At 69.6% G+C, this 12650-nt stretch carries 14 protein-coding genes, 1 pseudogene and 1 riboswitch; of the genes and pseudogenes, 13 read left to right on the forward strand and 2 right to left on the reverse strand.

Translation table 11 applies throughout. The annotated features are described in order from the left end of the window. The 12 genes and pseudogenes from J7I98_RS31190 to J7I98_RS31240 form a co-directional block, all read left to right on the forward strand. Positions 1 to 213: hypothetical protein (locus tag J7I98_RS31190; protein WP_214928437.1), on the forward strand; the 213-nt coding region annotated here is incomplete at its 5' end. Positions 214 to 368: 155 nt separating this feature from the next. After that, entirely contained in the window at positions 369 to 1505 is a 1137-nt protein-coding gene (locus J7I98_RS31195; RefSeq protein ID WP_214928405.1) for a TIGR03364 family FAD-dependent oxidoreductase, read from the forward strand. Positions 1506 to 1510: 5 nt separating this feature from the next. Then, complete coding sequence (locus J7I98_RS31200; protein WP_214928406.1) at positions 1511 to 2200, forward strand: phosphonatase-like hydrolase; 690 nt, start codon at positions 1511 to 1513, stop codon at positions 2198 to 2200. Beyond that, entirely contained in the window at positions 2197 to 3258 is a 1062-nt protein-coding gene (locus J7I98_RS31205; RefSeq protein ID WP_214928407.1) for an ABC transporter ATP-binding protein, read from the forward strand. The genes J7I98_RS31200 and J7I98_RS31205 overlap by 4 nt, the downstream gene beginning before the upstream one ends. Positions 3259 to 3352: 94 nt before the next feature. After that, positions 3353 to 4288 (forward strand): 2-aminoethylphosphonate ABC transporter permease subunit, encoded by a 936-nt coding sequence (locus J7I98_RS31210; protein ID WP_308378007.1) that lies wholly within the window; start codon positions 3353 to 3355, stop codon positions 4286 to 4288. Beyond that, entirely contained in the window at positions 4275 to 5072 is a 798-nt protein-coding gene (locus J7I98_RS31215; RefSeq protein WP_214928408.1) for an ABC transporter permease, read from the forward strand. The genes J7I98_RS31210 and J7I98_RS31215 overlap by 14 nt, the downstream gene beginning before the upstream one ends. A gap of 15 nt (positions 5073 to 5087) precedes the next feature. Next, positions 5088 to 6146 carry a 2-aminoethylphosphonate ABC transporter substrate-binding protein gene (locus J7I98_RS31220; RefSeq protein WP_214928409.1) on the forward strand — a complete coding sequence of 353 codons (1059 nt, stop codon included), beginning with the start codon at positions 5088 to 5090 and terminating at the stop codon, positions 6144 to 6146. Between the two features lie 238 nt (positions 6147 to 6384). Then, entirely contained in the window at positions 6385 to 7557 is a 1173-nt protein-coding gene (locus tag J7I98_RS31225) for an RNA-guided endonuclease TnpB family protein (RefSeq protein WP_214928410.1), read from the forward strand. Positions 7558 to 7589: 32 nt separating this feature from the next. Further along, positions 7590 to 7801, forward strand: a pseudogene (locus tag J7I98_RS41565) (nucleotide pyrophosphatase); the annotation flags it as partial. Between the two features lie 74 nt (positions 7802 to 7875). Beyond that, positions 7876 to 8655 carry an HAD-IIA family hydrolase gene (locus tag J7I98_RS31230; RefSeq protein WP_214928411.1) on the forward strand — a complete coding sequence of 260 codons (780 nt, stop codon included), beginning with the start codon at positions 7876 to 7878 and terminating at the stop codon, positions 8653 to 8655. Positions 8656 to 8764: 109 nt separating this feature from the next. Further along, the gene (locus tag J7I98_RS31235) at positions 8765 to 9331 is read left to right on the forward strand and encodes a hypothetical protein (RefSeq protein WP_214928412.1); all 567 of its coding nucleotides are present in this window, start codon (positions 8765 to 8767) and stop codon (positions 9329 to 9331) included. 1 nt (position 9332) lies between these two features. Then, a complete protein-coding gene (locus tag J7I98_RS31240; RefSeq protein WP_214928413.1) occupies positions 9333 to 10004 on the forward strand; it encodes a class F sortase in 672 nt (223 codons plus the stop codon). A 10-nt stretch (positions 10005 to 10014) separates the two neighbouring features. Here the strand turns inward: J7I98_RS31240 and J7I98_RS31245 are convergent, their stop codons facing one another. Together J7I98_RS31245 and J7I98_RS31250 are read right to left on the reverse strand one after the other, a co-directional pair. Then, on the reverse strand, positions 10015 to 10788 hold the full coding sequence (locus tag J7I98_RS31245; RefSeq protein ID WP_214928414.1) for a CbtA family protein: 774 nt from the start codon (positions 10786 to 10788) through the stop codon (positions 10015 to 10017). Between the two features lie 17 nt (positions 10789 to 10805). Continuing rightward, on the reverse strand, positions 10806 to 11024 hold the full coding sequence (locus J7I98_RS31250; RefSeq protein WP_214928415.1) for a CbtB-domain containing protein: 219 nt from the start codon (positions 11022 to 11024) through the stop codon (positions 10806 to 10808). A gap of 29 nt (positions 11025 to 11053) precedes the next feature. Next, positions 11054 to 11209, reverse strand: a riboswitch (cobalamin riboswitch). Between the two features lie 359 nt (positions 11210 to 11568). Between J7I98_RS31250 and J7I98_RS31255 the strand changes: the two genes are divergently transcribed. Next, positions 11569 to 12585, forward strand: a complete 1017-nt coding sequence (locus tag J7I98_RS31255) for a glycoside hydrolase family 6 protein (RefSeq protein WP_214928416.1) — start codon at positions 11569 to 11571, stop codon at positions 12583 to 12585. Positions 12586 to 12650 lie beyond the last annotated feature (65 nt).

Consider the following 12650-nt stretch of genomic DNA (forward strand, 5'->3'; position numbering starts at 1 on the left):
GAGATAGCCCGGCGTCTCCTGCCCACCCGCCGCCGACGCTCCAACCCACGCGTCATCAAACGCAAGATGTCCGGCTTCGGAGTCAAACGTGAGGAGCACCGACACTGGCCCCGGCCCACCCGCGCGTCAGCTGAAGCCGTCGCGCTCGCGCCGCCCTACCGCACCACCCCCAGCAACCCACCGATCAAAGTCCCACGAGTCTGGGACCACTAAGTCACTGGTATTGGGGCTAGGCCCGACGCACGGAGGGGGCCGGAGCAATTCGATAACGAAAATATAACGGGTCTGGTCCATCCTTGGGTGGCTGTTCACCGTGTCGTTGCCGGGCGGATCGTTTTGCGCCACTCGCCCCCAGGACCGTGGCCGCCGTGAGAGTCATAGTCGTAGGAGCCGGCGTCGTAGGAACCATGCACGCCTGGCACGCAGTGGAACGCGGCCACGAGGTCGTCCAGATCGAGCGCGAGACCGAAGCCCGCGGGGCCAGCCTGCGCAATTTCGGCCAGATATGGGTCAGCGGGCGCGCAGGTGGCGAGGAGCTGGAGACTGCTCTCCGGGCCCGCGAGCTGTGGGAGGGCATCGGGCGGCGCGTGCCAGGGCTCGGCTTCCGGGCCATCGGCTCGCTGACCCCCGTACGCAACGACCTCGAACTGGCCGTCGCCGAGGCCGCGCTGACCCGGCCCGACGCCTCCGCCCGCGGCTACAAGCTCCTCACCGCCGGCGAAGCGCGCACCGTCAACCCCGCCCTGCGCGGTGAATTCGAAGCCGCCCTGTGGTGCGAGCGCGACGCGGCCGTCGAGCCCCGCACCGCCCAACTCGCCCTCAAACAAGCCCTGCTGGCCTCCGGGCGGTACACGTTCATCGGCGGTCGCGAGGTCCGCGAAGTCGTCGGGGCCAAGGGGAATGGACGCAGCGCTGTCCGCGACGACCACGGCGACGTACACACCGGTGACGCCGTCGTCCTCTGTACGGGCGCCTGGCTCGGCGGGCTCGTCAAGGAGCTCGTCCCCGATCTGCCCGTACGCCGCGTCCGCCTCCAGATGATGCAGACCGAGCCCCTCGGTGAGGCCCTCACCACCTCTGTCGCCGACGCCGACAGCTTCCGCTACTACCCGGCGTACGCGAGCGAGGCACTCGACGCCCTCAACGCCGGGCAGGCCCAGGAACCGGCCGCCGCCGCGCACAAGATGCAGCTGCTCATGGTCCAGCGCCGCGACGGCGGGCTGACCATCGGCGACACCCACGAGTACGAGCACCCCTTCGCCTTCGACGTCGTCGAGGAGCCGTACGAACACGTCACCCGGGTCGCCGAAGGCTTCCTCGGCCGGCCGCTGCCGAAGATCCGGCACCGCTGGGCGGGGGTGTACGCGCAGTGCACCGACACGAGCCGCGTCGTCCACCGCCAGCAGGTGCGCGACGGGGTGTGGCTGGTGACCGGACCCGGCGGGCGCGGCATGACGTGCTCCCCGGCCATCGCCGAGCAGACCGCGAACGAACTGGACTGGTGACCCGAATGAGCCGCATCAAGCTTGTCGTCCTCGACATGGCCGGCACCACCGTCGCCGACGGCGGACTCGTCGAGCAGGCCTTCGGCGCCGCCGCCGAGCACCTCGGTGTCGAGCCCGGCTCGGCCGATCACGCCGAGAAGCTCGACTACGTCCGCGCCACCATGGGCGAGTCCAAGATCTCCGTCTTCCGGCACCTCTTCGGCGACGAGACCAGGGCCCAGCAGGCCAACACCGCCTTCGAGGAGGCGTACGGCAGCCTCGTCGACGCCGGGCACATCGCGCCTGTGCCAGGCGCCCGCGAGGCCGTCGAGAGGCTGCGCGGTGACGGCCGGCGCACCGTCCTGACCACGGGATTCGCCCGCGTCACGCAGGACGCGATCCTCGCCGCGCTCGGCTGGCAGGACCTGGTCGAGCTGACGCTCTGCCCGGCCGACGCCGGGGGGCGCGGCCGCCCGTACCCCGACATGGTGCTCGCCGCGCTCCTGCGGACCGGGGCGGCCGACGGGGTGCGGGAGATCGCGGTCGCCGGCGACACGTCGTACGACATGCTCAGCGGCGTCCGCTCCGGCGCGAGCGTCGTCGCGGGCGTGCTGACCGGTGCGCACGGCGCCGACCGGCTCACCTCGCACGGCGCGACGCACATCCTCCGCTCCGTCGAGGAGCTGCCGGATCTCCTGGCGAGGGAGGGGCGATGAGCAGCGGCATCCGCTTCGACAACGTCTCGGTCGCGTACGGCGGGAACACCGTGCTCGACTCGCTCGACCTGACCGTCGAACCCGGCGAAGTCATGGCCCTCCTCGGGCCGTCCGGCTCCGGCAAGACGACCGCCCTGCGCGCGGTCGCCGGTTTCGTGCGGCCCGCGTCGGGGCGGGTCTTCATCGGCGACCGCGACGTCACCCGCCTCCCGCCGCACCGGCGCGGCATCGGGATGGTCGTCCAGCAGTACGCGCTCTTCCCGCATCTGCGCGTCGAGGACAACGTCGCCTTCGGTCTGAAGGCGCAGAAGGCGGCCAAGTCCGAGATCCCCGGCCGGGTCGCCGAGGCGCTCGAAATGACCGGCATGGCGTCGTACGCCAAGCGCTACCCGCGCGAACTGTCCGGCGGCCAGCAGCAGCGCGTCGCGATCGCGCGGGCGCTGGCGATCCGGCCCGGCGTACTGCTCCTGGACGAGCCGCTGTCGGCGCTGGACGCGCAGCTCAGGTCGGGCATGCTGGCGGAACTCGCCCGCCTGCACCGGGAGTTGCCCGATGTCTCCATCCTGTACGTCACCCACGACCAGGTCGAGGCGCTGACCCTCGCGGACCGTATCGCCGTCATGGACAAGGCCTGCCTCCAGGACTGCGGCACCCCGCAGCAGCTGTACCGGCGCCCCACCACGGAGTTCACCGCGTCCTTCGTCGGCAACGCGAACCTCCTCCCGGTCAGGGTCGGCCAGGACGGCGCCGGCGTCTCCTTCGCCGGTACGGCGCTGAAGGTCGCCACCGGCGGCGCGGTGAACGGCGCGACGGCCACCCTGTGCGTACGCCCCCACCTCGTCGGCCTCGGCGACGGCCCGAACGCCCTGCGCGGCACGATCGCCGAGGTCCAGTGGCGCGGCTCCACGCACCGGCTGTACGTCGACGTGGCGGGCCACCGCCTGAAGGCGGACCTGCGCGAACTGCGCGAGACGCCGGCGCTGGGCGAGGAGGTCACGGTGCACTTCGCGTCGGAGGACGCGGTGTTGCTGGGGGGCGGGATGTCGTCCGATGGCTAGCGCGAATCGTGTGCCTGCGGGCGGTGGTGGAATGCGCCCGGCCTCCGGCCCCCGCACCACCCGTGCGGGCATTGGGGAAGGTGCGGGTCCCCCGGTGGGCGGTACCTCGCCGTCGGCGCCCGTCGCCGGTATCGACAACCGCTCCACGATCCCGCACCCTGCGCGCCGCAATGCTGGACGGCCCGCCGTGCCCGGCCGCACGACCGTCCGTGCCGTCCCCGGCTGGGTCTGGGCCTTGCCGCCCATTGCCGTTCTCGCCTTCGTCTTCCTCTACCCCCTCACCCTCGTCGTCCAGCAGTCCTTCTCGCCCGACGCAGGCGGCACGTCCGTCGAGCCGTACGCCGAGGTCTTCGCGTCCGAGGCGTTTCGCGAGGCGCTGGGCACCACCGTGTGGCTGGCCGTCGGGGCGACCGTCGGGTGTCTCGTCCTCGGCTTCGTACTCGCCCTCGTCATCGCCTTCGTGCCCTTCCCCGGCGGCAAGGCGGTCGCGAAGTTCATCGACGTATTCCTGTCCTTTCCGTCCTTCCTGATCACCCTCGCCCTGCTGTTCATCTACGGCACGGTCGGGATGGCCAACGGCGTCTGGACCGACGTAACAGGCGCCGCCGATGGGCCCTTCCACTTCCTCACCACCCCATGGGGCGTACTCCTCGCCGAGATCACCTACTTCACGCCCTTCGTCATGCGGCCGCTCCTCGCCGCCTTCTCGCAGCTCGACACCGCGCAGCTGGAGGTGGCCTCGTCACTCGGCGCCCGGCCCGCCCGGATCGTCCGGCGGGTGATCCTCCCCGAGGCACTGCCCGCCCTCGCAGCAGGCGGCTCCCTCGTCCTCGTCATGTGCCTGAACGAGTTCGGCATCGTGCTCTTCACCGGGGCGAAGGGCGTCACGACCCTGCCGATGCTCGTGTACGGCAAAGCGATCCTGGAGTCCGACTACCCGGCCGCGTGCGTCGTCGCCGTCGTCAACATCGCGATCTCCGTGGGTCTTTACAGCCTCTACCGGGTGGTGAGCCGACGTGTTGGTGCATAGCCGTACGGGGAAGTGGGCGGCCTGGGTTCTCTTCTTCGTCCTCTTCGTTCCGCTCTTCGCGCTGCCGATGTTCGTCATCGTCGCCGCGTCGTTCTCCACCAACTGGTCCGGCGCCTTCCCCTCCGGCCCGACCGCCGGGCACTACACATCCGCCGTACGCGGAGAGTCCCTGCAGGCGCTCACCACCAGCCTGGTCACCGCCCTGACCGCGAGCCTGCTCGCGCTCACCTTCGGCACCTGGGCCGCCCTCGCCGCGGCCTCGCTGAAGAACAGAGGCAAGCGACTGCTCGACGCGCTGTTCATGCTGCCCGTCGCCGTCCCCTCCGTGGTCGTCGGTCTCGCCGTCCTCGTCGCGTTCTCCCAGCCGCCGTTCCTCCTCAACGGCACGCGCTGGATCGTGATCCTCGCGCACGCCGTTCTTGTCACGGCGTTCGCCTACCAGTCGGTTTCGGCCGCCATCCTGCGGCTGGACCCGATGTACGAGCAGGCCGCCGCATCCCTCGGGGCCCGCCCCTCGTACGTCCTGTGGAAGGTGAAGCTCCCGCTCCTGCTGCCGTCGCTCAACGCGGCCGCCGGGCTCTGCTTCGCCCTGTCCATGGGCGAGCTGAGCGCCACGATGATGCTCTACCCGCCGGACTGGATGCCGCTCCCGGTGCAGATCTTCACGGCCACCGACCGCGGCTCCCTCTTCACCGGATCGGCAGTCGCCGTGGTCCTCATGGGGACGACGCTGCTCGTGCTGCTCGCCGTCTCCCGTATCCGCACCAAAGCCTCGTACCGCTAGGAGATACGAAACGTCATGCAGACCTCCCTCAAGACGGTCGCCGCCGTCACCGGCAGCCTCGCCCTCGCCTCCTCCCTCACCGCGTGCGGCGGCTCGTCCGCCGCCTCCGACGAGAAGGTCGTCACCGTCTACAGCGCCGACGGACTCAAGGGCGAGAACGGCGACGGCTGGTACGACCAGGTCTTCAAGGACTTCGAGAAGAAGACCGGCATCAAGGTGAAGTACGTCGAGGGCGGCTCCGGCGAGGTGGTGCAGCGCGCCGTCCGCGAGAAGTCGAACACCCAGGCCGATGTCATCGTCACCCTGCCGCCCTTCATCCAGCAGGCCGACGCCAAGGGCCTGCTGAAGGCGTACGAGCCCGAGGGCGCCGACAAGGTCGCCTCCGCCGACAAGGCGCCCGACGGCAAGTGGACCTCCGTCGTCAACAATTACTTCGGCTTCATCCACAACACGAAGGAGCTCAAGGAGAGCCCCAGGACGTGGGAGGACCTCCTCGACTCCTCCTACAAGGACAAGCTCCAGTACTCCACGCCCGGTGTCGCGGGCGACGGAACCGCAGTCGTCATCAAGGCGATGCACGACTTCGGTGGCAAGGAGCCGGCGATGGAGTACCTGAAGAAGCTCCAGGCCAACAATGTCGGCCCGTCCTCCTCCACCTCCAAGCTCGCCCCGAAGGTCGACAAGGGCGAGATCCTGGTCGCCAACGGCGACGTACAGATGAACTTCGCGCAGTCGAAGTCGATGCCGAATATCGGCATCTGGTTCCCGGCGAAGGACGGCTCCAGGCCCACCACCTTCGCGCTGCCCTACGCCGCCGGTCTGGTCGACAAGGCCCCGCACACAGAGAACGGCAAGAAGCTCCTCGACTTCATGCTCACCGAGGGCGCCCAGCAGCAGGTCAGCGAGATCGGCGGCGGCTTCCCGGCCCGTACGGACACCAAGGCCACGGACGCCAATGCCACCGAACTGGCGAGCATTCTCAAGGGAGTTGAGGTATTCGAGCCGGACTGGAACGACATCGGCACCAACCTCGACGACTACATCGACGCCTGGAAGTCGGCAACCGGAAGCTGACCGGTAACCATTCGGCCAAGCTTGCCTGCGAGGGTCTGGACCAGTCGCCGTTATCACGCAAAGGTAACGGGTCTGGTCCAGCCCCCTGCCTTTCCCCTGGCGACATAAACCAACTGTAGTACGTTGGTCGCTATGGGTGAACGGCGGCTGGAGAAGCGGCAGTTGGGGCATCGCGCCCGACTGGCACTCCCCTGTCCTGTCAGTCAAGGCTGATGATCAGGCGCACGCTGCCCGCACGATGTGGAATCTTCTCCATGCGTGGTGGCAGATGGTGCCGAAGGAGAAGCGGACGCTAGCGAACGCGGACGCCGCGATTCGCCAGGCGCGTAAGGACATCGACTTCCTCGCCGTGCTGCCTGCCCAGGCCGCGCAGGCGGTACTCAAGACGTACTTCCAGGCGTGGAAGAACTGCTGGGACGGCCGGGCCGACGCCCCGAACTTCAAGGCCCGGTTCCGCACGGTGATGTCCGTGGACATCCCGCAAGGCCGGGACCTGAACATTACCCGCGTGCACCGCCGGTGGGGCATGGTCAACATTCCGAAGGTGGGTCGCATCCGGTTCCGCTGGACCAAAGACCTTCCCGTAGGCAAGCACGCCAACACCGACAACCGGATCACCGGGGCACGGTTGGTCAAGGACGCGCTCGGCTGGCACATCGCCTTCCGTGTCCAGGCCCTCGAAGCCGAACCCGAGCCTCATACCGGTCCCGAGGTCGGTATCGACGTGGGCGTCACCGTGCCCATCGCCCTCTCCGACGGCGAAACCTACGACCACGGCGAGTGGCTGACCAAGCAGGAGCAGGCCAAGCTCCTGCGCCTTGAGCAGCGTGCCGCCCAGCGCAAGCAGCACCGCACAGCGGGCGAGCGCACCTCACGCCGGTTGAAGCACACCTACGACCAGATCGCAGGACTCCGCGCGAAAGCCAAGCGCAGGGCCTTGGACTGGCAGCACCAGACGACCACCGCCATCGCCCGCACATACGGCACGGTCGTGGTCGAAGCACTCACCATCACGAACATGGTCAAGTCCGCCAAGGGAACGGTCGAAGAGCCGGGGAAGAACGTCGCCCAGAAATCTGGGCTGAACCGCTCCATCAGCGGAGAAGCGTGGGGCCGCACGGTCACCATGCTGACGTACAAGACCGCCCACCGGGGCGGAACCCTGGTCAAGGTCCCCGCCCCCCACACCTCCCAGCGCTGCTCCGCGTGCGGTTTCATCACGCCCGGCAGCCGGGAGGGCCAGGCCACGTTCGTATGCAAGAACCCGGACTGCGGCTGGTCGGGCAACGCCGACCACAACGCAGCCCGGAACGTCTTGCACCTGTACCGGATCGGCCTCGTGGCGATCCCGGCTGCCGGGAGGGCAGTCGTCAGGCGCGCGAAGCGCGTCAAGCCCGCCACCGCAAGGTAGGTGGGAATCTCCCGGAGTCATCCGAGAGAGCACTTCAACGCCAGGAGGGCAGCCAGAGCCGGCCAGAGCCTTCAGAGCCACCCCGGTCGCCGTCACGTCGTACACCGCGGACGTCATCTCGCAGCCCCAGTCGCTGACCCTGAACGTCCCGTCCGGGGCCACCAGCGTCGGCTTCCGCTTCCGCTACACGGGCAGCAACAACTGGTACTGGGTGATCGACGGGGTCAAGGTCACAGCGGTCTGATTAGGCTGGGGGCGCCCGGACGGTGTGGTCCGGGCGCCCCCCAGCGTTTTTTGCGTACGGCAGGAGTCCGGCACATGGCAGAGCGCAAGCCGATCGAATCATGGCTCACCGACATGGACGGCGTTCTCATCCACGAGGGCACGCCCATCCCCGGCGCCGATGCCTTCATCAAGCGGCTCCGCGAGTCGGGCAGGCCCTTCCTGGTACTGACGAACAACTCCATCTACACGGCCCGTGACCTGCACGCACGCCTCGCCCGCATGGGCCTGGACGTGCCCGTCGAGAACATCTGGACGTCCGCGCTCGCCACCGCCCGCTTCCTCGACGACCAGCGGCCCGGCGGCACGGCGTACGTCATCGGCGAGGCCGGTCTGACGACCGCGCTGCACGACATCGGTTACGTCCTGACCGACCACGACCCGGACTATGTCGTCCTGGGCGAGACCCGTACGTACAGCTTCGAGGCACTCACCAAGGCGATCCGGCTCATCAATGCCGGTGCGCGCTTCATCTGCACCAACCCGGACGAGACCGGCCCCAGCCGGGAGGGCCCCCTGCCCGCCACCGGGGCCGTTGCCGCGCTGATCACCAAGGCGACCGGCAAGGACCCGTACTTCGCGGGCAAGCCCAATCCGCTGATGATGCGGACCGGGCTCAACGCGATCGGCGCGCACTCCGAGACCAGCGCGATGATCGGCGACCGCATGGACACGGACGTCCTGGCGGGCCTGGAGGCGGGTATGGAGACCTTCCTGGTGCTGACCGGGCTGACGGGGACCGCGGACGTCGACCGGTACCCGTTCCGGCCGTCGACGGTCGTCGACTCGATCGCGGACCTCGTCGACCGCATCTGACGCATCCCTCGTGCAGGGGGCCGAGGGCGCCCGTACGGCGCAGTGACGGGCGTCTGGGGATGCGAAAACGGCCAAAGGCGTGAATCTTCGGAGTATCAGGAGGTTCACCATGCGTTCACTGCAGCTCGCTCTGTGTGCGGGGGCGGCGGCCGCGGCAGTCATCGCTCCCGCGCCCGCCGCTCACGCCGACGACGGCCGGGGCCGGATCACCGTCACGCCGTCCACCATCGCGCCGGGTGGGGAGGTGGACCTGCGGGTCGACGCATGCCAGGACCAACAGGCGACCGGCACCTCCGAGGCCTTCTCGGCGCCCGCCCGTCTCAATCCGGCCGCGGACGGTGGCCTGTTCGCCGAGGCCCGCATCCGGCCGGACGCCCGGGCCAAGGACTACGAGGTCCGGGTCAAGTGCCAGGACGGCAGCCCGAGGGCCGGCGGCACAGTGACCGTGGCCGCCGTCGACCACGCCGGGGACCGCACAAAGGACCACACCGGGGCGACGCCCACCGCACCCGTGCACGCCGGGGGCGGCGGTACGTCCGAGCAGGCCGCTGTAGAAGTCGAGGAAGAGGGCCCGGGAACGCGGCACACCGTGATCGGCCTGGTTCTGGCGGGCGTGGCGGCCGTGGCCGTGGCGTTCCGGAGCGTACGCCGCCGACGTACGACGGACCGGGACTGACATGTCCGCCGAGGGCCGCCCGGCCGACGGCGGACGGCTGCTGACCGGCGTCGCCTGGGTGGTGCTGCTGCTCGGGCTGTGGGTGTGGGGCCGCGACGCGACCGAGGGGCCCGGCGGCAGTTCGGCCCCCACCACCGGTGACGCCGCCGCCGTCGGCCGCCCGCTCGGGGATCCGCTGCCTCCCGCGCAGACCCCTTTCGAGGGCGGCGTAGTGCCGCGGCGGGTCGACGTCGCCTCCATAGGTGTGACGGCGCCGGTCGTGCCACGTGGCCTCGACGCGTCCGGTGCCGTGGACCCGCCGCCGTACGGCCAGCCGTCGAAGGTCGGCTGGTACAGCAGCGGAACCAGACCCGGCGCTGCGGGCGTTGCCCTGCTCGTCGGCCATGTCGACACCGAAAGCAAACCGGCCGTCTTCTACGGCCTGAGCGCCGCCCGTCCCGGCGAGACGGTCCGGGTGACGGGGACCGGCGGCGAAACCCTGGAGTTCACCATCGACGACGTCCAGGTCTTCACCCGCGAACGCTTCGACCCGCAGAAGGTGTACGGCCCCCGCCAGAGCGACCGGGCGGAGCTGCGCCTGATCACCTGCGGGGGCACGTACGACAGAAAAGCCCGCACCTACACGGCGAATGTGGTGGTCTCGGCCTACCTCACGGGTGCGGCCAAGGGCTGATCAGTCGCTGTTACGCCGCTACCGGAGCCGAACCGGGAGCCGGTGCCGGAGCCGTCCGGGCCGCCGCGCGCAGGCCCAGCGACCCGAAGACCGCCGCGAACACCGCCCACAGCAGCGCGTGCGAGGCCAGCGACAGGATCCGGAAGTCCCACAGCAGCGTCGCCGCCACCGGAACCTCGTCCGGGTTGCCCGGCAGCGCGAAGAGCACCGCGAGCGTGGCGACCGCCGTGACGGCCACCGCGATCTGCCGCACCGGAACGGACCGGTCCGCCAGACGTACGTAGATCTGCCACGCCAGCACCATGCCGAGGACGCCGATCACGACGGCGGCCAGCCACAGGGCCTGGCGGTTGTTGACGGTCCCGGAGTCGCCGACGCCGGGCGGGTTGGCGGGGTAGCGCAGGCCCGGCAGCAGCGATACCGCGAGGAAGGCTGCCGTGGCGAAGGTCAGGGCGCGGGGCCAGGGCCGGTCACCAGGAGCGGTGCGGCGGTGGACCAGGGCGTAGGCGAGGGCGAAGAGGATGCCGAGGGCGAGGCCCGCCACCACAGCGGTGACGACCAGGCCGACGTGCTGGGTGGAGCGGGAGAACAGTTCCTCGTGGTGCTGGACGGCCGTGGCGGCCGCCTCGTGCGCGTGCTCCTTGGCCGAGCGCGCCTCTTCGAGGCGGATCGCACGGTCCATCAGCGGCTCGGCGAGGAGCAGCGAGAAGAGCCCGGCGGCAAGGCCGGCCGCCCCGCCCGCTGCCAGACCGCGCCCGAGCAGGGGGAGTACAGGTGTGGACATGGTTCGTACGGCCCCGATCAGTGGCAAGGGGCACCGAAGAGGTGCCGGCCGTCGTGAGAGAACTCGTGCAGGTAGTCGCCGGTCGCCGAGATGACCGTGCCGTTGTCCATGAAGACCGCGTAGAGCGCGATCACGGCGATGATCGCCGCACCGGCCATAATCAGCCAGTCGCGGGTGGTGGTCGTGGCGGACGCTGCCGCCGCGGTGTCGGTGTGCTGCGCTGTGTGCAGAGACATACCGGTGAGCCTCCTTCTGGGGTTTCCACGCCCCATTTCAGGAGGACGACGGGTCAGTTCCTGACTTCCGTACGGGGGGGCTGTCGCCTTCTCGTACGGTCACAGTGGCGGGACCGTCCCGGGATTGCACCGGGTTCCTGTCCACCGTCGCCTCGATGTGTGGAGTTGTCCTGGGGAGAGTCCCAGCCATGGCCGGACACTGTCAACAGGGCCCGTAACCTGGCCCGGCCGACGGCTCGCTCCCCCCGGAGCCGCCGACCGGGCCGGTCCTCGACCGCGGGCGCGCGAGCTGCGGGAGAAGCCCGGCGCAGGCGCGGGAGGTGCGAAGGTTCGAAAGGTCACTCTAGAACGGACGTGCTGCCGTTCCTAGGGGTTATTTGACGCCACGTCACCATGCGATTGCCGACCGTGGCTGTAACAGCTCGCCTACGAAGAAGCGACGGCTCGTTGCAGTGAGTACGCCTGTGTCAGGATGGTTTCGACCGGTTGTGTCCGGGGAGGGGCCGGGCGGTCCTCGCAGATTCAGTGCACCAAGGGGGAGTGGATGTACGGCAGTTACAGCGGCCGTCGTTGGGGTGTCCGGGTGGCCGCGGTGGGTGCTGCGCTGCTGTTGGCGGGCTGTTCCTCCGAGGGTGATGGGGACGGTTCGGCCGATCAGTCGCCGGTGAAGCAGCAGCCGAAGGGCAGCGATCCGTACTGGGTCAATCCGGAAGGGAACGCCGCGAAGCAGGTCGCCTCGTACGCCAAGGAGGGCGACGACGAGAAGGCCGGGCTGATCAGGAAGATCGCCGAGCAGCCGACCGCCGAGTGGATCGGCCCGGAGAACGCCGAGGCCCAGGCGAAGGGCTTCACGGAGGCGGCCCAGAAGGCCGACCGTGACGCACTGCTCGTCCTCTACAACATCCCGCACCGCGACTGCGGCCAGTTCTCCAAGGGCGGCGCCGCCGACGGCAACGCCTACCGCGCGTGGGTCGACGAGATTGCCAAGGGCATCGGCGACCGCCCGGCCACCGTGATCCTGGAGCCGGACGCGGTGCTCCATCTCGTACAGAACTGCACGCCCGAGGAGTTCCACGAGGAGCGGTACGACCTGCTCAAGGGCGCCATCAAGCGGCTGAAGCAGCAGCCCAAGGCCAAGGTGTACCTCGACGCGGGCAACGCGGGGTGGAAGACCCCCGACGCGCTGTTCGAGCCGCTGCAGTGGGCGGGCGTCGCGGAGGCCGACGGCTTCTCGGTGAACGTCTCCAACTTCCAGACCACCGAGGCGAGCAAGGACTTCGGCAAAAAGCTCTCGCCGAAGATCGGCAACAAGCCCTTCGTCATCGACACCAGCCGCAACGGCAACGGCCCCTACACCGAGGGCGACCCCGAGGAGAACTGGTGCAACCCGCCGGGCCGCGCGCTCGGCGAGGCACCGACCACCAAGACCGGCGACGAGCTGGTCGACGCGTTCCTGTGGATCAAGCGCCCCGGTGAGTCGGACGGCGACTGCAAGGGCGGCCCGAAGGCGGGCGAGTGGTACCCGGAGTACGCGCTGGAACTGGCCCGCAACGCGAAGTAGTCCGTACGTACGCAGGTAGGCACGTAGGCAGGTACGCAAAAGGAGGGGCGCCCCGGCCGGGGCGC

Origin of the sequence: Streptomyces sp. ISL-98, from assembly GCF_018614055.1 — a bacterium.
Taxonomy (GTDB): Bacteria; Actinomycetota; Actinomycetes; order Streptomycetales; family Streptomycetaceae; genus Streptomyces; species Streptomyces spiramyceticus.